This window comes from uncultured Parabacteroides sp. (genome assembly GCF_947855115.1).
Classification (GTDB): domain Bacteria; phylum Bacteroidota; class Bacteroidia; order Bacteroidales; family Tannerellaceae; genus Parabacteroides.
In genome coordinates, this window is the sequence record NZ_CANTZW010000010.1 from 46,107 (window position 1) to 72,571 (window position 26,465).

Below are 26,465 nucleotides of genomic sequence, written 5' to 3' on the forward strand. Positions count from 1 at the left end.
ATATGAACCTGAAGGTATTTATCGGGGCTTGCGTACTGTCCGGTCTGGTCGCTTGTAGCTCCGTTAAACAAGATGAGACCGGTTTGACGCAACCCGGTGTGAGCTTAGAGTTGGCTCAATTCCGGAAGGAACATTTCTCGAATGTCCGTTATAATTTATTTTTCTCGATCCCGGAGTCTCGCGGTGAGGCTATTCGGGGAAAGGCTGAGTTATCTTTGCGATTAGACGAGCCACTACCGCTTGTTATTGATTTCCGGGGAGGACCGGAACAAGTGACGTCCGTTACCTTGAACGGGAAAGATATCCCTTATGAGGTGAAAAACGAGCATATTGTAATTGCGCCTGATTGGGTCGTGGCGGGAGAGAACCGGGTAGCGATCGCTTTTACTCCGGCTGATCAATCCTTGAATCGACGGGATGAGTTTCTGTATACACTGTTAGTTCCGGACCGGGCACGTACGGTATTTCCTTGTTTTGACCAGCCGGATATGAAGTCGCTTTTTACCTTGACTTTGGAAGTGCCTTCTACGTGGCAGGCGGTGGCGAATGGCGTTATCGTGCGAACGGATAGTACAAGTGTTTCCGGTCGGAATCGCATTTCTTTCAAGGAGACAGAACCGCTTAGCACTTACCTGTTCTCATTTGTGGCCGGTAAGTTGACCCGTGAGGTTTATTCCCGGAACGGACGGGATATCTCTATTTATCACCGGGAGACAGACCCGAGGAAGATCGCCCAATGTCCGGCCATCGCCGATGAGGTATTCGATGCGTTGGAGTGGCAGGAGGATTTTACCGGTATTCCTTATCCTTTCGCTAAATATGACGTGATCATCTTGCCCGGTTTCCAATATGGCGGCATGGAGCATACGGGGGCTACCTTATATACCGATCGCAGGATGTTTCTTGATGAGCACCCTACCTTAAACGAGCGATTGAGCCGGAGCGCCTTGATCGCTCATGAGACTTCGCATATGTGGTTCGGAGATTATGTTACGATGAGGTGGTTTGATGATGTATGGACAAAGGAGGTTTTCGCTAATTATTTCGCATCCCGTATCGTAGAACCCTTGTATCCGGACGTGAACCACAGGTTGAATTTTATTCGGGATTATATTCCTGCCTCTTATTCGGAGGACCGTACGGCCGGAGCGAATCCGATCAAGCAGGATTTGGATAATTTGTGTAACGCCGGTTTGGTATACGGGAATATCATCTACGATAAATCTCCCGTGATTATGGAGATGTTGGTGCGTGTTTTGGGAGAAGATGCTTTCCAACAAGGAATCCGTGAGTACTTGACTACTTATGCGTATGGAAACGCCACTTGGGACGGCTTGATTCGTATCTTGAATAAATATACGGAGGAGGATCTGATCGTTTGGAGCGAGGTTTGGGTGAATCAGGAAGGTATGCCGGAGATTACGGCCTCGGTTAAAGACGGAGAGTTGGTCGTGGAGCAATGTGATCCGCTAGATCGAGGATTGAATTGGCCGCAGGAATTAACTTATAAGGTGATCCGCGGAACGGATTCGGAAGAAATTCCGGTTTCTCTCGGAGGAAACTCCGATTCTTTCCGGACGAAATTAAGTTTTCTTCCGGATGGAAATTGTGTCATTCTTCCGAATACGGATGGGCGTGGCTATGGCTTCTTTAAGATAACAGAAGAGGAATCTGCCGGTTTATGGTCCGTGCTTCGCTCATCGGAAGATGAAGTGTTGAGAGGATCTTTGTTGATCACCCTTTATGAGAACCTTCGTCGGAAAACGATTTCCCCGCAAGGATTTCGTGATGCGATGTTGGCTTATTTGCCTAATGAGTCTAATTCTTTATTGTTCTCAATGGCTTTGGGGTATTTAGGCGATTGCCAGCGAATATTCCCGTCGGATTCTCGTCCGTTGGAACAGGCTTTGTGGAAGATCGTGACGACAGACCCTGTACCTCAGCACCGTTTGCAGGCATTTCGTAGTTATCGCTCGATAGCGGACTCAGAGGAGGCGGTACGACGTTTGTATACTTTATGGCAAGGGCAAAAGGCTCCGAAAGATTGTACGTTAAGTGAGAATGACTATATCGGCTTGTCGTATACGTTGGCGATACATTTGCCGGAAAAAGCGGATGAGATTATCGCTACGCAATTATCCCGTATACAGAATCCGGACAGGAAGAAAGAGTATCGGTTTATTTCCCCATCCGTCTCTCCCCGTAAGGAGGAACGAGATAGTGTCTTTGCTTCTTTGTTGATAGCCGAGAACCGTAGGGTGGAACCATGGGCTTCTTCCGCTCTCGCTAATCTGAACCATCGCTTACGGGAACAAGAGTCGGTCGCTTATATCCGTCCCGCCTTGGAAGCGATGCCGGAAGTACAGCGGACTGGCGATATCTTTTTCCCCACCGCTTGGGTTCGTTCCTTGCTTTCCGCTCATACATCCAAGGAAGCTCGGGAAGAAGTCGACGCGTTTTTTACCGCGCATCCGGATTTTCCTTTAATGCTTTCCAATAAGATTAAGCAGCAAGCGAGTCATTTGTATTATTGAGGATTTACTTCGTAAGAATGAATCGAAGAGATATTTTATTTAGTGGAATCGTATGGAATCTTTATAATATTTTGTTAGAAATATTTGTTCTTTCAATTATTATTGTAACTTTGCGACGTAAATAACAAAAGAAATGAAAATAACGACAACATTACATCACCATCATCATTACAGCGGGCGGTAGTTCGGTGGGCTGAATGGTATGTATGTACTCATGATAAAAAAATAAAGGCTTACCGTTTTGCGGTAAGCCTTTTTTGTTGATATTTATAATACAAAATAAGATAATTATGTTGAGAATCGCGGTACAATCGAAAGGCCGTCTGTACGACGAGACCATGATGCTGCTTGAAGAAGCGGGTATTAAGTTGAACAGGGGCAAACGCATCCTGTTATTATCGGCGAAAGGTTTTCCGGTAGAAGTATTATTCCTTCGCGACGATGATATTCCTCAGTCCGTGGCTAATGGCGTGGCTGATATCGGTATTGTAGGAGAGAATGAGTATGTGGAGAAAGGACAAGAGGCGAGATTGGTCAAACGGCTGGGTTTTAGTAAATGTCGTTTATCGTTGGCCATCCCAAAAGAGGAGGAATATAAGGGTGCCGAGTGGTTCGAGGGAAAGACGATCGCTACTTCCTATCCTGCGATCTTACGGTCTTTCTTGGAGGAGAGGGGCGTAAAGGCCGATATTCATGTAATCAGTGGTTCCGTGGAGATTGCCCCGGGTATTGGGTTGGCCGATGCTATTTTTGATATCGTAAGTTCCGGTAGTACTTTGGTAAGCAATCAATTGAAAGAGGTCGAGGTTGTTCTTCCTTGTGAGGCGTTATTGATAGCCAATACTAATTTGTCCGAGGAAAAGCAAGAGATCTTGGATGAGCTTTTGTTCCGTTTTGAGGCGATTCAAGTTGCCGAAGGGAAAAAGTACGTGTTATTGAACGCCCCGAAAGAAAAGCTGGATGAGATTATCAAGGTACTTCCCGGAATGAAGAGCCCGACCGTGACTCCTTTGGCAAACGGAGAATGGGTTTCCGTACAATCCGTGATCGCGGAGAAGCATTTCTGGGAAATTATTGGTAAACTGAAATCACTGGGGGCTGAGGGTATCTTAGTGCTCCCGATAGAGAAAATGATAATTTAGTTGATGGTTTACAAGTGGCAGTTGCGATAAACGGTGATTGCCAACTTTAACTGTCACTTGTCGGCTATCAACTGTCAACTGAAAAAGTTATGGAAATTATAAAATATCCCGGACGTGAGGAGTGGAGCTCACTCGCCCAACGTCCTGCGTTAGATGTAACTACCTTGTTCGATACAGTTCGTACAGTATTGGATGAGGTGCGTGAGCAAGGTGACGCTGCCGTGAAAGCGTATGAAGAAAAATTTGATAAAGTACATCTTTCTTCCCTCCAAGTTTCGGAAGAGGAGATGCGGGAAGCGGATACCTTAGTCGCCGAGGATTTGAAACAGGCAATCCGTACGGCAAAAGCGAATATCGAGAAATTTCATGCCTCGCAGCGCTTCGTGGGTAAGAAGGTAGAGACAACCCCGGGCGTGACTTGCTGGCAGAAAGCGGTAGCTATTGAGAAAGTAGGTTTATATATTCCGGGTGGAACGGCGCCTTTGTTCTCCACGGTATTGATGTTGGCAGTACCTGCACGTATAGCCGGATGCAAGGAGATCGTATTGTGTACGCCGCCGAACCGGGAAGGGAAAGTGCATCCTGCTATCTTATTTGCGGCAGAGGTTGCCGGCGTAAGTAAGATATTCAAGGCCGGAGGAATCCAGGCGATAGCGGCGATGGCCTATGGAACGGAATCGGTACCCAAGGTTTATAAGATCTTTGGTCCTGGTAATCAATACGTGACAGCGGCAAAGCAATTAGTAAGCCTGAAAGAGGTCGCTATCGATATGCCCGCCGGACCGTCTGAGGTAGAGGTTATCGCTGACGAGACGGCGAATCCCGATTTTATCGCCGCCGATTTTCTTTCTCAGGCCGAGCATGGAATGGATAGCCAAGCGATCCTCGTAACCGCTTCGGAAACTATCGTGGAGCCCGTAGCTCGTGCCATCCAGGAGCAACTCGATCGTTTACCCCGAAAGGAGATTACCGAGAAGTCGTTGGCGCACAGCCGTATCATCGTATTGAAAGATATGCGGGAGGTCGTAGATTTCACGAATCTATACGCTCCCGAGCACTTGATTATCCAAACGGTAGATTACGCTTCTATCGCAGAGCGGGTTGAGAATGCCGGTAGTGTCTTTATGGGGCCATATACTCCGGAGAGCGCCGGTGATTATGCTTCCGGTACGAATCATACCTTGCCGACCAATGGTTATGCCAAGGCCTACAGTGGTGTGAACTTGGATAGTTTCATCAAGAAGATTACTTTCCAAGAGATCACCTCCGATGGCATCCGTACCTTGGGAAAAACGATCCAAACCATGGCGGGCAACGAGTGCTTGGATGCCCACCGTAACGCAGTAACAATTAGATTGAACACGATATGAAAGACCTGAAAGATTTAGTAAGACCAAATGTCTGGAACTTGCAACCATATTCGTCCGCACGTGATGAGTTTCATGGAGATGCTTCCGTTTTCCTGGATGCGAATGAGAATCCGTGGAATGTCCCTTATAACCGTTACCCCGATCCGTTGCAATGGAAACTGAAGGATCGCTTGGCTGAGTTGAAAGGCGTAGACCGTAATTCAATCTTCTTGGGTAATGGTAGCGATGAGGCCATAGATCTGATACTTCGTGCTTTTTGTGAGCCGGGTTTGGATAGCATGGTCACGATCTCGCCATCGTATGGAATGTATGAGGTCGCGGCAAATGTAAATAATGTGGAATGCCGTAAGGTTCCTTTGGACGCTAACTTTGACTTAGACGTTGATCAGGTATTAGAAACGGCGGATGAATGGACAAAAGTGATCTTCCTTTGTTCTCCGAATAACCCGAGCGGTAACAGTTTGGATCGCGGTTCGATCTATAAGATATTAAAGAGTTATGAAGGTATCGTGGTGATCGATGAGGCTTATATCGACTTCTCCGCTTATCCTTCTTTCCTGAAAGAATTGGCTGGGTTCCCTAATTTGATCATTCTTCAAACCTTGTCAAAGGCGTGGGGAGCGGCTGGAATCCGTTTAGGCATGGCTTTCGCTTCTCCGGAGATCATCGGAGTCTTGAATAAGATCAAATATCCATATAACGTTAACCAGCTTACACAGGAGAAAGCCTTGGCGTTCCTGAATGATGAGGCGACAATGAAGCATCAAGTGAACGAGATACTTACGGAGCGTAACCGACTGGAAAAAACATTATCCGAACCTCCTTTCTCATACCAAGTATATCCCTCGGACGCAAATTTCTTATTGGTGAATGTCGGCAAGGCAGATGCCATGTATAATGGGCTTGTGAAAAAAGGAGTGGTAGTGCGTAACCGTAGCAGTGTGCAAAAATGCTGGGGATGTCTTCGTATTACGATCGGTACCCCGAAAGAGAATGATATATTGTTAAACGCCATGAAAAACATGAAACTATGAGCACGAGGAAAAGGGCCTTGTTTATTGACCGGGACGGTACTCTTGTAAAAGAACCTCCTTTGGATTATCAGTTGGATAGCTTGGAGAAACTGGAGTTTGTCCCCAAAGTGATGCGTAGCCTTTATTTCATTCGCAAACAGTTGGATTTCGAGTTTGTGATGGTCTCCAACCAAGACGGATTGGGAACTCCTTCTTTCCCGGAAGAAACTTTTTGGCCTGCCCATAACTTAATGCTAAAAACGCTGGAAGGTGAGGGTATCGTGTTCGACGATATTTTGATCGATCCTTCCTTCCCGGAGGATAATTCCCCGAATCGCAAACCCCGTACGGGTATGCTTGCGAAGTATATGGCTGGTGAATATGATCTGGAGAACAGCTTCGTGATTGGTGATCGCCTTACGGATATGGAGTTGGCCCGTAATCTGGGAGCGAAGGGTATCTGGTTGCATCCGGAAGAGGGAGCAGAGAGTGAGTTGGCGGCTTACGCTACTCCATTGTCTCCCGTCTATATCACGGATGATTGGGATAAAATCACCGAGTATCTGTTTGCCGGCGAGCGTCGTGCGGTTGTACGGCGTACTACGAAGGAGACGGATATTTATGTAGACTGGAACTTGGATGGAACCGGAAAGACTTCTATCTCTACCGGGCTTGGTTTCTTTGACCATATGCTGGAACAGATCGGTAAACATTCGGGTACGGATTTGACGGTACGAGTAAAAGGAGACTTGGAAGTCGATGAACATCATACGATAGAGGATACGGCGATCGCCCTTGGCGAGGCCATGCTGAAAGCGTTGGGTGATAAACGGGGGATCGAGCGTTATGGTTATTGCTTGCCGATGGATGATTGCTTGTGTAGCGTGGCACTGGATTTCGGAGGCCGTCCGTGGTTGGTCTGGGACGCGGAGTTTCACCGGGAGAGAGTAGGAGATATGCCAACGGAAATGTTCCTTCATTTCTTTAAGAGCTTGAGCGATGCCGCTCGAATGAATCTGAATATCCGTGCCGAGGGCACGAACGAGCATCATAAGATAGAAGGTATATTCAAGGCTCTAGCCCGCTCAATCAAGATGGCGATACGACGGGATATCTACCGGTTTGAGCTACCGAGTACGAAAGGACTCTTGTAATCTGTAAAAAACACTACTGTATTCTCGCGAGAATACAGTAGTGTTTTAGTCTGAATACTATTGTGTTTATTCGCTAACACTATAGTCTTTTCGACTCGGATTCTAGGGTAAACCGATAAAAGCCTATAGAGGATATTCTTCGAAAGCGTATAGAACCGTGGAGAGATACCTTTCTCCTGTGTCCGGAAGCAACGCCACGATCGTTTTCCCCTCATTTTCCGGAAGTTTAGCTAATTGCATTGCGGCGTATACGGCGGCACCGGAAGATATTCCGACCAATAGCCCTTCTTTTTGCGCCAGTTCGCGGCTGGTACGAATGGCGTCGTCGTTCGTTACTTGTATGATCTTGTCTACCACATCTCCATTGTAAGTCTTAGGAATAAAGCCGGCTCCTATGCCTTGTATCTTATGCGGGCCGGGCTTACCTCCGGAAAGTACCGGGGAATCACTGGGCTCGACCGCTACGATTTGCACGTTCGGGTTGTGGGCTTTCAATCCTGCGCCTACACCGCTGACCGTACCTCCGGTTCCTACGCCAGCTACGAACAAATCGATTTTACCATCCGTATCACGCCAGATCTCCTCGGCGGTCGTGCGGATATGTATCGCCGGGTTTGCGGGATTCTCGAATTGCTGTAAGATAATGGAACCGGGAGTCGCGTCACGCAATTCTTCCGCTTTGGCGATAGCTCCTTTCATACCTTCCGCTCCGGAGGTAAGGACAAGTTGGGCTCCTAACGCTTTTAGCAAGTTACGACGTTCGGCACTCATGGTATCCGGCATGGTGAGGATTAATTTATAACCTTTCGACGCGGAGACAAAAGCAAGCCCGACCCCGGTATTGCCACTGGTCGGTTCGATGATGGTAGCGCCGGGTTTCAATAAGCCTTTAGTCTCGGCATCCTCGATCATCGCTAAGGCGATGCGGTCTTTTACGCTGCCGGCCGGATTGAAATATTCCAGCTTGCCGATTACCCGGGCTTTAAGGCCTTTGCTTGCGTTGAAATTAGAGAACTCCAACAGAGGAGTGTTACCGACTAGATCGGTTAATTGTTTTGCTATTCTTGCCATATACGAATGAATTTAGTTGTTTCTAGTTGTAGAGACGCAGCGTGCTGCGTCTCCTACCGTCAAATGTATTCTTAGTTACTATTTAGAGAGGATGAGACGCAGCGTGCTGCGTCTCTACAACCAGAGAAATGACTCTTTTGTTTATATGACAAAGATAGTGGATGGATTGTTTACGGCATATACCATAAACAGGATATTTTTAGCCCTCCTTCTATGCGTCGCGCACAAAAGGAGGGGACAATCATAATTATATACAAGTCTGAAAGGACTATCTTTAGTTTCTGCCTCCACCCAACGCTTGATAAAGGTTGACGGTAGCTTGAAGCTCATCGAAACGATCCGTTACTTGCGAGAGCTGGGCGCTGAGTAAGGTTTGTTGCGCCGTGAGTACTTCCAAATAGGTGGTGTTTCCATGCGTCATCAGCAATTGGGTACTACGGACGGCATCTTCAAGTGATTCGATTTGGTGCGTACGCAAACCGATCTTTCCTTTCGCTGTCTGGGCTTGGGTAAGCGCGTCGTTCACCTCTTTTCCGGCGTTGAGCACGGTTTGCTGGAAGGTGAGCTTGGCCTCCTCTTGTTGCGCTTTCGCTATTTTTAATTGGGCGATGTTCGCTCCTTTATTAAATAGTGGCTGCGTGAGAGAACCGATAGCCGATAGTAACAGCTTACCCGGATTTACGATGTAACTTCCTGCGCTGTTTGTCCATCCCGCGTTTCCGCTAAGACGTAACGAAGGATAGAAATTGGAGCGGGCCGAGGCTGTCCCGTAGAACGCTTGTGCCAATGAATACTCGGCGCTACGCACATCCGGACGATTCGAGAGCATTTGTACCGGGATACCGATGGCTAGGTCTGAAGGCAAGGATTGGTCTTCCAGTCTTCCTCGCTCAATACCTTGCGGTGTCTCTCCTAATAAGACAGCAAGGGTATTTTCAGTTTCCCGGATGGTTTGTTCCAGATCCCTCACCGAGGTCTCGATGGAATAGCAAGTGGCCTCGGTCTGTGATACGGCCGCCTCGGTAGTCATGCCGGCCGCCATCAATGCCTGAGTAGCACGTAGGCTTTCTTTCCATTTTACGGAAGTCTCCGTCGTGATCTCGTATTGGCGGTCTAACATTAACAAGGTATAATATAGATTGGCGATATTGGCAATCAATTGTGTCCGTACGGCTTGGCTGTATTCCTGGCTTTGTAACAAGGCGGCTTTCGCTTGTCGCTTGGCATTTGTCAGACGGCCGAAAATATCGATTTCCCAACTGGCCGATACCGGGACGCTGTATGTCCACGATGTTTTCGCCTTATCGAAGCTACTTGCCGTGCCCTGCGGATCCAGGGAAAGCGACGGGAGGTAGGAGAGGCGAGAGGTCATTAGTGCGGCCTCGGCCTCTTGTACCTTTAAATGGGCGATCTGTAGATCGGTATTATTGGTTAATCCTCGCTCGATTAAGGATTGTAAGGCCGGATCGGTGAACATATCCCGCCAACTGATATTCCCGATGGAGAAGGTATCTGCCGGGGCTACCTCTTCCCGGTATAAATTCTCCGGGAGAGTGGTGACAGGTTCGTATTTCTTGTAAATACCGCAGCTATTCAATGCTAGTGTCGCTACGGTAAGGATTATGATGTTATTCTTCATATCTGTATCTTGTATTAATTACCGTGGATACGGGCATGCCCCGTATCCACAACTAGATAGATTATTTTTTGCTATCTAAGTATTCTTTTCTTTCCTCGGCAGCCTCTTTTACTTCTTCTTGTACCTGCCAGTCTAGGGAACGCTCGAATTGGATCGGACGTAGTTTCTCTTGCAGGTATTGGAACGTGATGAATAGGCAAGGCACGATAAATAACAAAGCCAACGTACCGATCAACATACCACCGACAGCGCCGGTTCCCAACGATCGGTTTCCATTAGCGCCTACACCACTGGAAACGATCAAAGGCAGCAAACCGAATATCATCGTAAGAGCGGTCATCAAGATTGGGCGCAGACGTACTTTCGCCGCGCTTAGAGCGGCTGAAGTCAGGCTCATGCCGGACAAGCGGCGCTGGGTGGCATATTCCGTCAATAAGATAGCGGTCTTCGCCAATAATCCGATCAACATGATCAAACCTGTTTGCAGATAAATATTATTCTCCAATCCCATGAACTTGGCGAACAAGAAACTACCCATCAGACCGATCGGCACGGAAAGAATCACGGCTAAAGGTACAAGGAAACTCTCATACAAGGCACTAAGGATCAGATAAATCATCAAGATACAAATACCGAAGATGATCATGGTGGTGTTACTTTGTTGGTTCTCCTCACGGGTGATACTACCGAAGTCGTAGCCATAACCTTTCGGGAGTGAAGTAGCCGCTGTCTCTTTTACCGCCTTGATCGCATCTCCAGAACTATATCCATTGGCTGGTACGGCATTGACGGCAATTGAGTTATACATATTGAAACGAGTCAATGACTCCGCTCCATATACCTTGGTCAATGTGATGAACTGACTAAGTGGTGCCATCTCCCCATTCGACATGCGTACGAATGTATTATTCAAGGAGGCCTCGTCTAAGCGATATTTGGGATCGGATTGTATCATCACCTTATATACCTTCGAGAAGCGGTTGATATTCGATACGTATTGCCCTCCATAATAACCGGAAAGGGTAGACAAGACAGCATCGGGAGTGATCCCGGCCCGTTTACATTTCGCGGCGTCCACATCCACGCGCCATTGCGGATACTTGATATCGAAGGTAGAGTAGGCCGTGGCGATCTCCGGCCGTTCACGCAAAGCGGCGAGATATTGCTGAGTTGTATTAAAGAAAGTCGTCAAATCTCCACCTGCCTTATCTTGCGTATGCATTTCTAATGCGTTACCCATACCATATCCGGGGATCATGGCCGGGGCGATGGCGAAAATCGTAGCGTCCTTGATATCTGCCGTACGCCCATATACCTGTTCGATCACGGCTTGTACGTTATCTTCCTTGTCCGGTCGTTCGTCCCAATGTTTCAGTTTCAAGATGAACATACCGAAAGAGCTGCCTTGCCCGGCCAACAAGCCATAACCGGAAACCTTGGAATAGGATTGTAGTTGTGGAATCTGGTTGATCCGTTGCTCTATATTAGTCATGATCTTGTTTGTCGTAGCCAAAGAACTTCCGGCAGCCGTACTTACGTTGACGAAAACCGTACCTTGGTCCTCGTCTGGAACCAAGCTGGATTTCGTTGTGTTCATCAAAACAATGAGTAACACTATGGAACATGCCAATAAAGACCATGCCAGCCATTTCCGTTTGATAAAGAACAATACCCCATGTTTGTATTTTGCGATAATTGAATCGAACGCTGCGTTGAATGCCTTGCGGAAACGTGCGGCGAAGTTGCTCTTCTGGCTTCCGTCCTCATTGATGTAAGGCTTCAATAAAATTGCGCAAAGAGCTGGACTTAAGGTTAATGCGTTAACGGTGGAGATACCTACGGCGGCAGCCATTGTTAATCCGAATTGCGTATAAAATGTACCGGAAGTACCACTCATGAATGATACCGGAATAAATACCGCCATAAATACCAATGAGGTAGAGACGATAGCGGATGTCAATCCCTTCATCGCATCCATACTAGCCATATAAGAGGACTTATATCCGACGTCGAACCTGGCTTGGACTGCCTCGACGACGACGATCGCATCATCTACTACCGTACCGATCACCAACACCAAGGCAAATAAAGTGATCAGGTTGATACTGAATCCGGCTACGGTCATAAAGGCAAACGTACCGATCAGAGAAACCACGATCGCTACCAAGGGAACCAGCGTAGAGCGGATATCCTGCAAGAACACATATACTACAAGTATGACAAGGATAATAGCTTCAATCAAGGTTTTGATCACCTCATGGATCGAGGCGTATAAGAAATCATTCGTACTCATCAGTTTGACCACCTCGATACCTTTGGGGAAGTCTTTAGAGGCCTCCTCAAGAAAAGCGTCTATCTTATTATTTACCTCCGTGGCGTTCGAGCCGGCTGTCTGGAATACCATACAGGAAATACCCGGTTTACCGTTGGTCTGTCCGATATAGGCATAACTCTCTTTACCAAGTTCGATATCTGCTATATCTTTCAGTTTCAATACCTCGCCATCCTCGGTGGAGCGTATCACGATATCGCCGAATTCCTCCGGTGTAAGCAAGCGACCGCTATATTTCATGGTGTACTGGTATGTCTCGTCGGAATTCTCTCCTAAAGACCCCGTGGCAGACTCGATATTTTGCTCGGCCAACACGGTGGTCACGTCTGAGGGGATCAATTTATATTGAGCCATTACATCGGGTTTCATCCAAATACGCATGCTGTAATCGCCTCCCATGACCATCAACTCGCCTACCCCTGAGATACGAAGGATCTCAGGCTTTAGGTTGATACTGATGTAATTACTTAGGAAGTTCTCGTCGAAAGAACCATCCGGGCTGTAAAGAGAGAATATCTGTAGCATACTGGTCTGGCGCTTAGAGGTCGTGACACCCACTTGAGTAACCTCGGCTGGTAGCTGCCCGGTCGCTTTCGACACTCGGTTTTGTACGTTTACGGCGGCCATATCCGGATCGGTTCCCTGTTGGAAATAGATCGTGATCGTGGCAGTACCCGAGTTAGTCGCCGTGGAGGTCATATACGTCATATTCTCTACGCCGTTGATCGCTTCTTCTAAAGGAGCTACGACACTCTTCTGCATGGTCTCGGCGTTTGCCCCGAAATAAGTCGTACTAACCATAACGGTAGGAGGGGCGATGTCCGGATATTGTTCTACGGGCAAAGTGAAAAGCCCGATGATACCCGCTACTACGATCGTGATGGAAATCACGGCAGATAGTACGGGACGTTCTATAAATGTGCTGACTTTCATTGTTTTTAATTTTGTTTTACTTCAATCGGTGTTCCTTCACGTAATAAACCTACGCCTTCGGCAACGATTACGTCGCCACTGTTTAGGCCGGAGTTTACGATATACTCTTGTCCTCCGTTCACACGGGTTACTTCTACGGGAGTAGATTGTGTTTTACCATCTACTACCTTGAACACGAATACCCGGTCTTGAATCTCGAACGTCGCGGCTTGGGGGATTACGACGCAGTTCTCGTATTTGACAGGGATGATGACATTTCCGGAACCTCCGCTATTTAATAATTGCTCCTTATTCGGAAATACGGCACGTAGACTGACCGTTCCGGTATTCGGGTCGATAACGCCACTGATCGTCTCTATCTTTCCGGTCTTGGGATAAAGCGACTTATCGTTCAACTGAAGCTTAATATCGGGCATGTTTTCCAAAGCCTTGTCTTTCGATCCGTATCGACGGGTTAAAGTCAATAATTGATTCTCCGTCATGGAGAAATACACGTACATCTCAGAATTGTCGGACACCGTGGTGAGCGGTTTAGGCAAGCTTGCGCTTACCAATGCTCCGACACGGTAAGGTAGGGTTCCTATCACGCCGTTCGAAGGGCTTTTCACTTCTGTGTAAGAAAGGTTGTTGCGGGCGTTTACCTCTTGTGCTTCCGCTTGCGCTAATTGTGCTTTTGCCGAAAGTAACGCATTGTAAGAGGTTTTTAAATCGAATTCGGAAACCACCTTGTTTTTATACAATTCCTGCTTACTCTCGTAGGTCAGTTGCGCTGTAGCTACAGATGCTTTCGCAGCTTCTACATTTGCGATGGCGGTATTTAAGGCCGCTTGGTAAGGAACTTGGTCAATGACAAATAAGACTTGTCCTTTTTTTACACTTTCCCCTTCTGTTACACAAAGTTTTGTGATAAAACCGGATACTTGCGGATAAATATCAATGTCCTGCTTCCCTTGTATACTCGCCGAATAATTGCTTGATAGAGTCTTTTCCGAAGTGGATACAGTCATTGTCGCATACCCTGAATTTTGTTGGATCACAGGGCTTTGTTTACATCCAACAGCCACGATGCACCATAAGACGATCGCGGTCTTCATCAATTGATTTTGTCTTTTCATTTTAACTAATACCTATGTTTTCGGATGCAAAGCTACTTGCTTATCCGCGAACTATTGTTTCCACAATGAGGCGGTGATTGTCCATTTTGAGAACAGATGTTCCGTTATGTGATAAAGAACTTCTATATTTGCGAACAAAAAATGATTAAATGAATCCATTTAAATTAAAAGAAGAAGAGACCTTTGCCATGGGGGAATCCGATTTAGGAAGCCTGTTGGATAGTCCTTATAAAATAGGGCAGGGCGTGATCCTATATTGTTATAGCGGGACGGCCAATATCTCGGTAGATTTGAATAAGTGGGATATCGTGCAAAATACGATTATATCGTTGATACCGGAGACTATATTGACATTGAACCGAAGCAGTGATGATTTCAAGGTACAGTACATCGCTTTCTCGACATCTATGTTTCAGGAAGCGGTGTTCCGCTTAGATCCTCCTTTTTTCCGTTTCATCAAAGATAATCCCTGCCATACCCATTCGGTGCATGAGGGGGAAATCGTGAATGTCATCATCCGTTTGTTTTGGTTGATTTACCATGATCGGAATAACTTATACCGAGACATAATCGTGAAGAACCAGTTGCAATGTTTTTTCCTTAATATGTATGATAAGACCAGGCATGCGTTTTCCGGCCATCAGCAGAATGACTATAGCCGTGCGGAGGAGATCTTTCATAAATTCATCAATTGTATCCATACTCATTATCTCAATCAGAAAGATGTCTCTTTTTATGCGAGTGAGCTTTGCATATCTCCCCGGTATTTATCTACTATAACCCGGCAAGTGACAGGTGAATCCGCAAAAACCATCATAGACCGGCATATTGTATTGGAGACAAAGGTGTTGCTCCGTACCACGGAAATGACTGTGCAGGAGATAACGAATCGCTTGAATTTTCCTAACCAGTCTTATCTGGGACGGTATTTCAAAAAACATACGGGAGAGTCACCCATAGAGTACCGGATGAGAAGAAAGTGATTCCACTTACTCCACTTACTGCAACCCGCCTTGCAGTAGTACTGCGACGCACGTGCAGTAATACTGTAATAGGCATGCGGTAACACTGCAGGGCGGGTACGGTTGTTAGAATACTATAGTAAGATATTTTCTTGTGTGAATGGGAGGATAGACAATTTTGATTACTTTTGCTTGATTAAAACAAGATCGTTGATTTGTATTTTATAATCAAGTAATATGAAAAACATGAAACAAGCTTTACTAGTAGCGGGCTGTTTATTGGCTACCACTACGTTATTCGCCCAGACCGAGAAGGGTGACTGGGCTCAGTTCGGTCGTTACGCCGAGGCAAACAAGACCGTGAAAGTTCCTTCGAACGTGGTATTCATGGGAAACTCCATTACAGACGGATGGTGGCCGGCTGATTCGACTTTCTTTATCCAGAACAATTTCATAGACCGAGGTATCGGCGGACAGACAACCTCGGAGATGTTGGTTCGTTTCCGTCAAGACGTGATTAACTTGAAACCGAAAGCAGTGGTAATCATGGCGGGTATCAATGATATCGCTCACAATAATGGCGTGATCGCTTTGGAAAACGTGTTCGGTAATTTAGTTTCCATGGCGGAATTGGCAAAAGTAAATAATATCAAGGTTATATTCTGTTCCGTTATGCCGGCATACGATTTCCCTTGGAGACCGGGTATGAAACCGGCCGATAAGGTTATACAGCTCAATAAATGGATCAAGGAATATGCGGATAAGAATGGCTTGACGTATGTGGATTATCATTCTGCCATGAAAGACGAGCGTAACGGGCTGCCCGAGAACCTGTCGAAAGATGGTGTGCATCCTACCTTGGAAGGCTATAAGATCATGGAGAAAATCGTACTAGAGGCCATTCATAAAACCGTAAAGTAAGCAGATGAGAAACTATTTATTGGTTTTATCTTGTTGTACGGCCTTATTGAGCTGTACGCAAGTGAAAGTTGCCGAGGTCTATACGGCTGCGACAGAGAATTCTTTACGTGCCCCGGCCGTACCTTTGGTCACGATTGATCCTTATACGAGCGCATGGTCGTTTGCCGATCAATTGAATGATGAGTCGATACGACATTGGACTGGCCATGATTATCCGCTTCTAGGCGGCATACGGGTGGATGGTAAATCATACCGTTTCATGGGAATGGATGATATACAGGTGACTCCGGTAATCGGTACAGCCTCGGATGGTTTGTGGGAGGCCGATTATACGATGTCTCAGCCTGCCGGCGATTGGTTCGCCGAGGAATATGATCCGAAAGGTTGGAAGCAGGGAAAAGCTGCGTTCGGAACGGAGGATAATCCCAACCGCTCCACGCCTTGGTCTACGGGCGATATCTGGATACGCCGTACGTTTGACTGGCCCTCGGATGCAGAAAAAGACGCTCTCTACCTCCAATATTCGCACGATGATAATATCGAGGTGTATCTGAATGGAACGCAAATCGCCGTGGCTGGCAACGGCTTGGATTATGATTTGTTGAAAGAGATACCTCAAGAGGTGGTGGAAAGCTTGAAGCCAACGGGTAACGTATTGGCCGCTCATTGCCGGAATAATGGGGGTGGCGCATACGTAGACATGGGGATCATGCGGAAAGTGAAACGAGGAGATACGTTCGATGAAAAAGCGATCCAGAAATCCGTGAACGTGATGCCCACGCAAACATTTTATACCTTTGAGTGTGGTGGTGTAAGGTTGGACTTGATTTTTACGGCTCCGTTTTTACTGGATGATTTAGAGGCTATGACCTCTCCATTCAATTATATGACCTACCAAGTCCGTTCGATTGACGGAAAAGAGCATGACGTGCAATTGTACGTGGAAGCTACTCCGCAATGGGCGGTAAATACGATTGATCAAGAGGTAACTTTTGAGAAGATAGAAACCCCTAATTTGATTTACTTGAAAACAGGAACGATCGATCAAGAAGTTTTGGCGAGAACAGGAGATGATGTACGGATCGACTGGGGATATTTCTATCTGGCTATCCCGAAGAAACCGGGAGTATCCGCTACGATTGATGAATATTATGCTACCAAGAAAGCTTTCATGGCTACAGGTCAATTACCTACCGAACCACAAAGTATCTCTTCGGATATGCGTGAGCAAATGACGGTTCTCGCTTATACGGATCCGATAGGGAAGGTCTCTGGAGAAACTGTTTCCGGGCATTTGATGATCGGTTATGATGATCTATATTCGGTCCAGTATTTCCAAGATAACCGGATGCCTTATTGGAAACACGACGGAAAGGTGGATATCCACCAAGCGTTTGAGAAAGGGGAGGCTTCTTACGAGGATCTGATGCGGCGTTGCGGTTCATTCGATTCTTCCCTGATGAGCGAGACGAGTGCCGTAGGAGGGAAGAAGTACGCCGAGTTGTGCGCTATCGCATATCGACAGGCGGTCGCCGCCCATAAGTTAGTGACTGATAAAGAAGGTACGCTCTTGTTCCTTTCTAAAGAGAATTTTAGCAATGGATCTATCGGGACGGTAGATATAACATATCCTTCCGCTCCCTTATTTTTGGTATACAACACGGATTTGCTGAAGGGAATGATGAACCCCATTTTCTATTATAGCGAGAGTGGATTGTGGAAGAAACCTTTCCCGTCTCACGACGTGGGGACATATCCGGTTGCGAACGGCCAGACTTATGGCGGTGATATGCCTGTGGAAGAAAGTGGTAATATGCTTGTGTTGGCAACCGCTATCGCAGTAGTGGATGGTAATGCCGATTATGCCGCCCGGCATTGGGAGGTCTTGACTACATGGGCGAATTATTTGTTGAAGGAAGGCCTTGATCCTAAGAACCAGCTTTGTACGGATGATTTCGCCGGGCATTTCGCTCATAACACGAATTTGTCTATCAAGGCAATCATGGGAGTTGCCGGTTACGGAAAATTGGCAGGGATGCTAGGTAAGACTGACATTGCTAAGCAATATACGGAAGCCGCCCGTGAGATGGCCGCTAAATGGGTAAAGATGGCAGATGATGGCGATCATTATCGCCTGACTTTCGATAAACCGGGTACTTGGAGCCAGAAATACAACTTGGTCTGGGATCGTTTGCTGGGCTTGAATATCTTCCCGGAAAAGGTTGCTGCCACAGAAATGGCTTATTACAAGACGAAGCAAAATAAATATGGTTTGCCGTTGGATAACCGGGAGGATTATACGAAGTCCGACTGGATTTTATGGTCTGCGTGTCTGACCGGATCGATGGAGGATTTTAACACGTTGATGGTTCCGGTTTGGAATTACGTCAACGAGACAACCTCGCGTGTTCCTCTAAGCGATTGGCATTTTACTTCCGATGGTACGCAACGAGGTTTTCAGGCCCGTTCGGTTGTCGGGGGATATTTCATGAAGATGCTGGAAAAGAAACTAGGAAAGTAATGTTATTATAAGAAACGGAAGGAGGTTATTCCTTCCGTTTTTTAGTTTTGCGCATATGGATATTCACTGGGAGCGATACCTGTAATCTTCTTAAATATAAGGCTGAAATGCTGTACGTTCGGATAACCTAGCTGTCGTGCTACCAGAGTGGGAGTATTTCCGGCTTTTCGTAGCATTGTCTTAGCCATATCCAGTCGTTTAAACTGAAAATATTCTTCCAGTGTTTTACCAGTCTCAAACCTTAATAGGTCATTGAAGTAAGCGACGGAAAGATTTAGTTCTGCCGTACAATATTCGGAGGTAGGTAACCGGCCGTTCTCTAACTTGCCGGAAATGATGTATTCGTCGAGTAGTCTTTCCAATTTCTCCAAGATAGCCTTGTTCTTATTCTCCCTGGTAATGAACTGCCGTTCATAATAGCGTGTGCAATAATCCAATAATAATTCAATGTGGCGGGATAAAATGGTACCGCTGTGTGTGTCGATGGCATGGTGAAGCTCGTCCTCTATGTTTTCCAGGCAGCATGTGATTTTCGCTGTCTCACGCTGTGATAGATGCAGTGCCTCTTCTTTGCGATATGAAAAGAAGGTGTAATTCTTAATATGATTGTTCAGTGACGTGCGGAACAATAGGTCGGGGTGAAAGGCTAAGAGATAACCTTTGTCGGGTAGCGTATTATCCTCGCTCATGCGGAAAATCTCACCGGGTGTAAGAAACACCATCGTAGCGTTGGAATAATCGTAATACTTACGCCCGCAACAACAGCAACCGTCCGGGCAGTCTTCTATCAATAGAATCGCGTAGAATTCGAACTTCACGGCCTCTTGCTCCAAGTTCGGGCTCTCCAGATTGATGAGGCTTACTTGCGGGTGTAGTGTCTTGCATCCCAAACATTGGTTGCATTCATATACGGTCTTAATATCTAACATCTTCTTGAATGCCTACTATAGATTCGTTGATAGACCGACCTGCACACGGTATTCACTCGGTGTATATCCTACCCGTTTCTTAAATAGCCGGCAGAAGTGCTGCGGATATTGGAAACCTAGGGAATATGCGATTTGGCTGACTGTGTCTGCTGTGTCGGAGATACGTTCTTTGGCTAGCTCGATTACTTTCTCTTGGATGTATTCCTGCGGTGATTTACCGGTTTCTTTCTTGAACATGTCTCCGAAGTAGTTCGGCGAGAGGCAGAGCTTATCGGCGAAGTATTTTACCGTAGGAAGTCCATCAGATTCAGCAAGTGTACTTTCGAAATATTCATCCAATAGGCTTTCGAAACGTGTCAGTACGTCTCGATTGGTCTTGCTACGGGTGATGAACTGTCGTTCGTAAAAACGCATACAATAATTAAGCAATAGCTCGATATGGTTTACGAGCAAAGTTTTGCTATGTTTATCCACGCCATGTTCCAGTTCCATCCGGATGATCTTCAAGCAATCCATTACGATAGATCTCTCTTCTTCCGAAAGATGTAATGCTTCGTTTACCTCGTAGGAAAAGAATGTATATTTCTTTATGTTCTTACCGAGTGACGTTCCGCGCAACAAGTCGGGATGGAAAAGAAGGCCATGTACGTTTACTTGAATCTTATCTGTAGTTGGATTTGTTTCCGCTGTTTGCCCGGGAGCGAAGCAGACGATAGTACCTTCTTGGTAATCATAAGTCTGGCGTCCGTATTTGATATCACAGGCTTTCTCTAGTTTTAGGTACAGCGCATAGACTCCGTAATTGAAGCGGATAAGATCTACACTGCTGGTAGCTTTATTCAAGTCGATAACGCTAATTAACGGATTCAGGGTTTCGAGACCATATACTTTGTTATATAAGTCTACACTATCTAAGTTAAGAATCTTATCCATAACCGTACATTTTTAATTTATAGTTCTATTTGCAAAAGTAGAAGATATTTTATACATTGTTATAACCCCAATTACGGATTATATAACCCTTGTTACGGATTCTGTGTATTTTAGATTTTATCAGAAATCTGTATCTTATCTTTACGATACGACAGTGGAGAATAAGGCAAAAGCTTGATTTTAAAATCTTTATAGGTTAAAAACGACTTAAGTATATTAGGAAATCTCTTTTAAGGAGAGGTATCAAGCGGTGCAAAGATAATCAAATAAAGCAAACACTTCCATAGATCAAAGAAAAAAATGATTTCTCAATTCAATCATTGTATGAATTGAAGCAGATGTTAAGCGAATACAATGATATAAAAAAGTCAAATTATTAATAATCAAGATGTAATAAGATTGATACCTCTCCTTAAAAGAGAAGTATTGGTGTATGAGGGTTTACATGTGTTTACAATCGGGTGATGCCTATAAAGACATGATTGAATTCAAGGATAAGAAAAGACATATGTGATAATGTATTTCACTTGTGGAATAGTGTGGGAAAATAAAACACGGATGTTGCGAAAAAATATATATCTCTCAGTAAGAGAGGTATTAACAGATGCAAAGGTATGCAAATTACCGGAATTTGCATCATCAAATGGGGTATAAATTCAAAAAGATGAAAAGTCTTTTAACCTATATGTTGTGTCTTTGTTTAGCAAATCCGTAATAGAGCTTATTGATGTTCCTTGATTACCAGTAAGTTATCCTCATATTATAGTTCAATACTTCTCTTACTGAGAGAAGTATTGAAAACACCAAATTCATATGATGTTTTGGTATATAATGTATCGGAAGAAAATCCTCGAACTTTATGAGGATTATTTAATAACTGCCTGCTTTACAGTAATTTGGAAAAGCTTGCAGGATTAGAAAGTATGTCTGTAAGTAAAAATAATTCTGCCATAGGAAACAGCGACAAGCAATGGTATGTTATGCGGGACTTGAGTCGCAGTAACGCCAAACTGCCCGCTTATAAGATGTTGAGAGAAATGGGTATTCGTTTTTTCACCCCGATGGTCTGGAGGATTGTTTCTGTCAGAGGCAGACGGGAACGCAAAGAAGTGCCTTTCATGCAAGATTTGGTATTCGTTTGTGACAGCCGTGAAGTCGTGGACCCGATTGTGGAAAATGTCAGGACGTTCCAATACCGCTATTTGCGGGGAAGAGAGCCGATGACGGTAAGAAACAAAGATATGGAACGGTTCATCCGAGCGGTGGAATCTACGGAATCCCCCCGATATTACCGTCCTGAAGAGGTTACGGCAGACATTTGCAGCCGGCAGATACGCATCATTGGTGGAAATCTGAATGGATATGAAGGATTCCTGATAACCACAAGAGGGTCAAAGACCAAGCGGTTGTTGGTAAGCCTGCCTTCTCTGCTGGCCGCTTCCATAGAAGTGGAAGCGGAATATATTCAATTGATATAGACAGCGGGGGAATAAAAAACGGAGAGGAAAAATATAATGGGAGAATACATCTATTACTTGTTTTTATTGGGCGGTTGCTTGTTGTCACTGTTGTTGGGAGTGTTTATCGTTCCTAAAATATTGCTTATTTCCTACAAGAAGCGCCTTTTTGACCTGCCGGATACAAGGAAAGTGCATACCGTGCCCGTTCCCCGTCTGGGCGGCGTGTCATTCTTTCCGGTGATTTTGATAACCTTGAGCTTTGTGCTGGGGATACTCTATCATATCGGTTATCCGATGAAGAACCTGTCCGTGGAGCCGATACAGTATGTCTTCTTCTTTTTCATTGTCGGGTGTACGATACTTTACCTTGTCGGGATTGCCGATGACCTGATAGGTGTCGGATACCGCTATAAGTTTTTCATACAAATAGCGGTCGCCCTTTTACTGATACTGTCCGGTAAGTGGTTTAATACGTTGGACGGCCTGTTCTGTATTTATGATTTACCTTCTTTTATAGGCATCCCTCTCACTTTGTTTGCGGTGGTTTACATTACCAACGCCATCAACCTGATAGACGGGATAGACGGATTGGCATCAGGATTGAGCTGCATCTCCCTTTTTGTGTTAGGGGTCATGTGTATGGTTCAGGGTGAGGGATTTTTTGCCCTGTTGGCTTTCTCGACTTTCGGTGTGATCGTGCCTTTCTGGTTCTACAACGTGTTCGGTAATGCCAAGCGTGGGCATAAACTGTTCATGGGAGATACGGGAAGTCTGATACTGGGATATGTCATCAGTTTTCTGGTGATTCATTTGAGCCGGATAGACGCACACGGAGAAGGGGGGAAAATATATCCGAATATGATATTGGCCCTCTCGACGCTTATTGTACCATTGTTCGATGTCGTCCGTGTGGTCATGCATCGGCTACGCGAGAAAAAGAATCCCTTTTTGCCCGATAAGAATCACTTTCATCACAAATTATTACGCACGGGGATGCGTCCGCGCATGGTAATGGTAGCAATCCTTTTCGTGGCGTTGTTTTTCATCGGGTTCAATTGGCTGTCTGTACATGTATTGGGAATCACTTGGTTATTGATTACGGACATTATAGTATGGACATTGGTGCAACTGGGGATTAATCAGGCAATCAAGAATACAAAAGAAAAAGAAAAGAAGCTTTGAAAACTATCGAGATATGAAAAAATATACATTGATTTCCTATTTATTGCTTTTCATGGCAGGGGTCTCTGCCCTGACTTCCTGCGGCTCTTCAAAAGAAGTGGTTTATTTTCAGGACTTGAAACCGGGAGAAAGCGAGGTTGAGATACCGGTGGTACAAACCATCACGGTACGTCCGGAAGACAAGATCAGTATTATAGTCAACAGCCGTGATCCGCAATTGACGGATTTGTTCAATCTGCCGTACGTGACAAGGCAACTGGGACAGTCTCTACGAACGGATTATTCCGTGGGGACAAGTTCCGGCGTATCGGGTTATACCGTGGACGCAAATGGCGAGATAGACTTTCCCGTACTTGGTAAGATCCGTGTAACGGGAATGAAACGGGAAGAAATTGCCGCGCTCATCAAGGAAAAACTTGTAGACGGGAACTTGGTGAAAGACCCTGTGGTGACGGTAGAGTTCATGAACCTCTGCATTTCGGTGCTGGGTGAAGTGAACAAGCCCGGTCGATTCAATATCGATCGCGACAAGGTCACGGTATTGGATGCGCTGAGCATGGCGGGAGACCTGACCATCTACGGCAATCGTTCCAAGGTAATGGTGTTGAGACAGGAAGGCGGGGTGCAGCATGTGTACGGTATCAATCTGACTTCCGGCGAACATGTGTACACGTCTCCCGCTTATTACCTGCAACAGAACGATGTAGTGTACGTGGAGCCGAACGGTGTAAAGGCCCGCCAGTCCACCGTAAACGGCAACAATGTGCGCTCCACCTCATTCTGGATTTCGTTGGCATCCCTGCTGACTTCTGTCGGGATACTCGTTTTCAATTAACTTAGCTCCAAACAAAAATAGAAACGATGGCAACTCTAAACAATACAAGACCCAAACAAACGGACGATTTCATACGCATCCAGGATTTATTTTACCTATGTATCGGCAAATGGCACTGGTTTGTCATTTCGTTGGTCGTTACAGTCGGTGCGGCGGTTACCTATTTATTGACCACCCCACCCGTCTATACCCGTTCGGCCGCCCTTTTGATCAAAGAGGAGGGGAAAGGAAACAGTATGGGTGACATGGCCGGGATGCTGGGTGATTTCGACCTGTTCCACTCCAGCACAAACGTAAACAACGAAATTCAGTCGTTACAATCCCCTGCTGTCATGTGTGATGTAGTAAAACGGCTGCGCTTGGATGTCAATTATCTTGCGGATGGCGTTTTTTATAGAAAAACGCTTTACGGTCAATCGCTGCCTTGTGAAGTGATATTCGCGGATTTACAAGACAATGAGGGAGCCGCATTTACCCTTCATCCCGGTACGGCAGGAACAGTCTGGTTATCCGATTTTTCCCGTAACGGAGATGACTTAGAAGGGGACGTTGAAGCGCAATTGGGCGATACCGTAGACACACCGGTAGGCCGGTTGCTTATAAAGCCCCTATTTAATGACTCCTTGGCTATGGATGTACCGATCCACGTATCCCGCATTGGCCTGCAAACGGCCACAGACATTTATTGTTCCAGCTTGACGGTAACCTTGAACGATGAGAAGTCTACTGTCATCAACCTGTCCATCCGGGATGTTTGTACCCAACGGGCAGAAGACGTGTTGAATACGCTCATTGCAATTTACAACGAAAATTGGATTAAGGATAAGAACCAAATAGCCGTCAGTACTTCCGCTTTCATCAACGAGCGTTTGGGCGTGATTGAACAGGAGCTGGGCAACGTGGACGAGAACATATCCTCCTACAAGAGCGAGCACCTCCTGCCCGACGTACAGGCGGCGGCAAGTATGTACATGGCCCAAAGCAGCGAGACCAACGCACAAATCCTTGCGTTGAACACGCAGCTTTCAATGGCGCGGTATATCCGGAACTATCTGACCAATGCCACCGCCAAGAACCAGTTGCTTCCGGCCAATTCTGGTATTGAAAGTCCAGGGATCGAACAACAGATAGCCAGCTACAACACGGCACAGTTACGCCGGAACGACTTGGTGGCCAACAGCAGCGAAAAGAATCCGCTGGTTATAGACATGGACAATTCGTTGCAGAACATGCGCAAGGCCATTGTCTCGTCTATCGATAATCATGTGGTGACGTTGAACACCCAACTGCGTGCCTTACGGCAGAGCGAGAGGCAGAACACGACACGGATCGCTGCCAACCCGTCGCAAGGCAAGTACCTACTTTCGGTAGAACGGCAACAGAAGGTGAAGGAAGCCCTCTACTTGTTCTTATTACAAAAGCGTGAGGAAAACGAGTTGTCGCAAGCCTTTACCGCATACAACACCCGTGTCATCACGCCTCCTACGGGCAGCCTATTACCCACGGCACCTGTAAAAAGAAATATTTTGCTGGTGGCTTTTGCGCTGGGAATCCTGATTCCGGTAGTCATCATATTCATGGAAGAGAACATGAACACCAAAGTCCGTGGCCGTAAGGACTTGGAGGGATTGTCTTTACCCTTCGCAGGCGAAATACCCGTTGCTTTCAAGAAACAAAGAAAAGGAAACAAAGAAACGGAATCTATTATCATCAGGCAGGGACAACGGAATGTCATCAACGAGGCGTTCCGCGTGTTACGGACTAATTTAGAGTTCATGCTGAATGACTGCAATGACGGTCGAGCGAGCGTCGTCCTGTTCACTTCCTTCAATCCGGGAAGCGGCAAGACTTTCCTGACGATGAATACTTCGGCTTCCCTTGCCTTGAAGGGGAAACGGGTGTTGGTCATCGACGGAGACCTGCGTCATGGTTCGGCATCCGCTTACATCGGTTCGCCCTCCAAAGGATTGAGCGATTATCTGGGAAAGCGTGAAAACAACGTGGAAAGCCTGATAAAGGAGAGCTCCGACTATCCGTCTTTACACATATTGCCTGTCGGAACTATCCCCCCCAATCCTACGGAACTGTTGGCAGAGCCTCGTTTCAAGGAACTCATTGAGAATTTGCGCAGGCGATATGATTATATCTTCATCGATTGTCCTCCGGTCGAGATCGTGGCAGATACACAAATCATAGAGAAACAGGTAGACCGTACCCTGTTTGTAGTGCGTGCCGGATTGTTGGAACGTGACATGTTGCCTGAATTGCAACGCTGTTATGATGAAAAGCGTTACAAGAACATGGCTGTCCTGCTAAACGGAACGAAAGGTGATAATGGCCGTTACGGTTACAAATACGGCTATCACTATGGGTATGGTAACAACGATTATTACGGGAACAAGAAATAAAAGCAACAGTC

18 protein-coding genes are annotated in these 26,465 nt (G+C 46.1%); 12 read left to right on the forward strand and 6 right to left on the reverse strand.

Annotated elements, in window-relative coordinates:
• The first annotated feature begins 2 nt into the window (after positions 1-2).
• From Q0110_RS08205 to hisB, 5 genes are all read left to right on the forward strand, one after another.
• Complete coding sequence (locus tag Q0110_RS08205) at positions 3-2,534, forward strand: M1 family aminopeptidase (protein WP_297905565.1); 2,532 nt, start codon at positions 3-5, stop codon at positions 2,532-2,534.
• 290 nt (positions 2,535-2,824) lie between these two features.
• A complete protein-coding gene (gene hisG, locus Q0110_RS08210; RefSeq protein WP_297905568.1) occupies positions 2,825-3,676 on the forward strand; it encodes an ATP phosphoribosyltransferase in 852 nt (283 codons plus the stop codon).
• 89 nt (positions 3,677-3,765) lie between these two features.
• The gene (gene hisD / locus Q0110_RS08215) at positions 3,766-5,046 is read left to right on the forward strand and encodes a histidinol dehydrogenase (RefSeq protein ID WP_297905571.1); all 1,281 of its coding nucleotides are present in this window, start codon (positions 3,766-3,768) and stop codon (positions 5,044-5,046) included.
• Positions 5,043-6,080: a histidinol-phosphate transaminase gene (gene hisC / locus Q0110_RS08220; RefSeq protein ID WP_297905574.1), complete on the forward strand. Its 1,038-nt coding sequence runs from the start codon at positions 5,043-5,045 to the stop codon at positions 6,078-6,080. The genes hisD and hisC overlap by 4 nt, the downstream gene beginning before the upstream one ends.
• Positions 6,077-7,213: a bifunctional histidinol-phosphatase/imidazoleglycerol-phosphate dehydratase HisB gene (hisB, locus tag Q0110_RS08225; protein WP_297905576.1), complete on the forward strand. Its 1,137-nt coding sequence runs from the start codon at positions 6,077-6,079 to the stop codon at positions 7,211-7,213. Before hisC ends, hisB begins: the two co-directional genes overlap by 4 nt.
• Before the next feature lie 123 nt (positions 7,214-7,336).
• On the opposite strand, the gene cysK is transcribed toward hisB, so the two are convergent.
• From cysK to Q0110_RS08245, 4 genes are all read right to left on the reverse strand, one after another.
• Positions 7,337-8,284 carry a cysteine synthase A gene (cysK, locus tag Q0110_RS08230; RefSeq protein WP_297905579.1) on the reverse strand — a complete coding sequence of 316 codons (948 nt, stop codon included), beginning with the start codon at positions 8,282-8,284 and terminating at the stop codon, positions 7,337-7,339.
• Positions 8,285-8,558: 274 nt separating this feature from the next.
• On the reverse strand, positions 8,559-9,923 hold the full coding sequence (locus tag Q0110_RS08235) for a TolC family protein (RefSeq protein ID WP_297905582.1): 1,365 nt from the start codon (positions 9,921-9,923) through the stop codon (positions 8,559-8,561).
• Positions 9,924-9,984: 61 nt separating this feature from the next.
• Positions 9,985-13,188 carry an efflux RND transporter permease subunit gene (locus tag Q0110_RS08240; RefSeq protein ID WP_297905584.1) on the reverse strand — a complete coding sequence of 1,068 codons (3,204 nt, stop codon included), beginning with the start codon at positions 13,186-13,188 and terminating at the stop codon, positions 9,985-9,987.
• Between the two features lie 5 nt (positions 13,189-13,193).
• Positions 13,194-14,282, reverse strand: coding sequence for an efflux RND transporter periplasmic adaptor subunit (locus Q0110_RS08245; protein WP_297905710.1), 1,089 nt, complete (start codon positions 14,280-14,282; stop codon positions 13,194-13,196).
• Between the two features lie 170 nt (positions 14,283-14,452).
• Between Q0110_RS08245 and Q0110_RS08250 the strand changes: the two genes are divergently transcribed.
• From Q0110_RS08250 to Q0110_RS08260, 3 genes are all read left to right on the forward strand, one after another.
• Positions 14,453-15,286 carry a helix-turn-helix domain-containing protein gene (locus tag Q0110_RS08250; protein WP_297905587.1) on the forward strand — a complete coding sequence of 278 codons (834 nt, stop codon included), beginning with the start codon at positions 14,453-14,455 and terminating at the stop codon, positions 15,284-15,286.
• 216 nt (positions 15,287-15,502) lie between these two features.
• Positions 15,503-16,186 carry an SGNH/GDSL hydrolase family protein gene (locus Q0110_RS08255; protein WP_297905590.1) on the forward strand — a complete coding sequence of 228 codons (684 nt, stop codon included), beginning with the start codon at positions 15,503-15,505 and terminating at the stop codon, positions 16,184-16,186.
• A gap of 4 nt (positions 16,187-16,190) precedes the next feature.
• Positions 16,191-18,707 carry a DUF4965 domain-containing protein gene (locus Q0110_RS08260; protein ID WP_297905593.1) on the forward strand — a complete coding sequence of 839 codons (2,517 nt, stop codon included), beginning with the start codon at positions 16,191-16,193 and terminating at the stop codon, positions 18,705-18,707.
• A gap of 41 nt (positions 18,708-18,748) precedes the next feature.
• Here Q0110_RS08260 and Q0110_RS08265 read toward each other — a convergent pair whose 3' ends face one another.
• Together Q0110_RS08265 and Q0110_RS08270 are read right to left on the reverse strand one after the other, a co-directional pair.
• Positions 18,749-19,636 (reverse strand): helix-turn-helix transcriptional regulator, encoded by an 888-nt coding sequence (locus Q0110_RS08265; RefSeq protein ID WP_297905596.1) that lies wholly within the window; start codon positions 19,634-19,636, stop codon positions 18,749-18,751.
• 15 nt (positions 19,637-19,651) lie between these two features.
• Positions 19,652-20,569, reverse strand: coding sequence for a helix-turn-helix transcriptional regulator (locus Q0110_RS08270; RefSeq protein WP_297905599.1), 918 nt, complete (start codon positions 20,567-20,569; stop codon positions 19,652-19,654).
• Positions 20,570-21,492: 923 nt separating this feature from the next.
• Here Q0110_RS08270 and Q0110_RS08275 point away from each other — a divergent pair.
• From Q0110_RS08275 to Q0110_RS08290, 4 genes are read left to right on the forward strand one after another with little or no spacing between them, the layout of a single operon-like run.
• A complete protein-coding gene (locus tag Q0110_RS08275; protein WP_297905602.1) occupies positions 21,493-22,047 on the forward strand; it encodes a UpxY family transcription antiterminator in 555 nt (184 codons plus the stop codon).
• Between the two features lie 36 nt (positions 22,048-22,083).
• Complete coding sequence (locus Q0110_RS08280; protein ID WP_297905606.1) at positions 22,084-23,211, forward strand: MraY family glycosyltransferase; 1,128 nt, start codon at positions 22,084-22,086, stop codon at positions 23,209-23,211.
• A 52-nt stretch (positions 23,212-23,263) separates the two neighbouring features.
• The gene (locus tag Q0110_RS08285; protein ID WP_297905712.1) at positions 23,264-24,046 is read left to right on the forward strand and encodes a polysaccharide biosynthesis/export family protein; all 783 of its coding nucleotides are present in this window, start codon (positions 23,264-23,266) and stop codon (positions 24,044-24,046) included.
• A 26-nt stretch (positions 24,047-24,072) separates the two neighbouring features.
• Positions 24,073-26,454: a polysaccharide biosynthesis tyrosine autokinase gene (locus Q0110_RS08290; protein ID WP_297905610.1), complete on the forward strand. Its 2,382-nt coding sequence runs from the start codon at positions 24,073-24,075 to the stop codon at positions 26,452-26,454.
• Positions 26,455-26,465: the final 11 nt, after the last annotated feature.

Coding starts and splice junctions, on each gene's coding strand:
- Q0110_RS08205 (WP_297905565.1), top strand. CDS start 3: ATGAACCTGAAGGTATTTATCGGGGCTTGCGTACTGTCCGGTCTGGTC.
- hisG (WP_297905568.1), top strand. CDS start 2,825: ATGTTGAGAATCGCGGTACAATCGAAAGGCCGTCTGTACGACGAGACC.
- hisD (WP_297905571.1), top strand. CDS start 3,766: ATGGAAATTATAAAATATCCCGGACGTGAGGAGTGGAGCTCACTCGCC.
- hisC (WP_297905574.1), top strand. CDS start 5,043: ATGAAAGACCTGAAAGATTTAGTAAGACCAAATGTCTGGAACTTGCAA.
- hisB (WP_297905576.1), top strand. CDS start 6,077: ATGAGCACGAGGAAAAGGGCCTTGTTTATTGACCGGGACGGTACTCTT.
- cysK (WP_297905579.1), bottom strand. CDS start 8,284: ATGGCAAGAATAGCAAAACAATTAACCGATCTAGTCGGTAACACTCCT.
- Q0110_RS08235 (WP_297905582.1), bottom strand. CDS start 9,923: ATGAAGAATAACATCATAATCCTTACCGTAGCGACACTAGCATTGAAT.
- Q0110_RS08240 (WP_297905584.1), bottom strand. CDS start 13,188: ATGAAAGTCAGCACATTTATAGAACGTCCCGTACTATCTGCCGTGATT.
- Q0110_RS08245 (WP_297905710.1), bottom strand. CDS start 14,282: ATGAAGACCGCGATCGTCTTATGGTGCATCGTGGCTGTTGGATGTAAA.
- Q0110_RS08250 (WP_297905587.1), top strand. CDS start 14,453: ATGAATCCATTTAAATTAAAAGAAGAAGAGACCTTTGCCATGGGGGAA.
- Q0110_RS08255 (WP_297905590.1), top strand. CDS start 15,503: ATGAAAAACATGAAACAAGCTTTACTAGTAGCGGGCTGTTTATTGGCT.
- Q0110_RS08260 (WP_297905593.1), top strand. CDS start 16,191: ATGAGAAACTATTTATTGGTTTTATCTTGTTGTACGGCCTTATTGAGC.
- Q0110_RS08265 (WP_297905596.1), bottom strand. CDS start 19,636: ATGTTAGATATTAAGACCGTATATGAATGCAACCAATGTTTGGGATGC.
- Q0110_RS08270 (WP_297905599.1), bottom strand. CDS start 20,569: ATGGATAAGATTCTTAACTTAGATAGTGTAGACTTATATAACAAAGTA.
- Q0110_RS08275 (WP_297905602.1), top strand. CDS start 21,493: ATGTCTGTAAGTAAAAATAATTCTGCCATAGGAAACAGCGACAAGCAA.
- Q0110_RS08280 (WP_297905606.1), top strand. CDS start 22,084: ATGGGAGAATACATCTATTACTTGTTTTTATTGGGCGGTTGCTTGTTG.
- Q0110_RS08285 (WP_297905712.1), top strand. CDS start 23,264: ATGGCAGGGGTCTCTGCCCTGACTTCCTGCGGCTCTTCAAAAGAAGTG.
- Q0110_RS08290 (WP_297905610.1), top strand. CDS start 24,073: ATGGCAACTCTAAACAATACAAGACCCAAACAAACGGACGATTTCATA.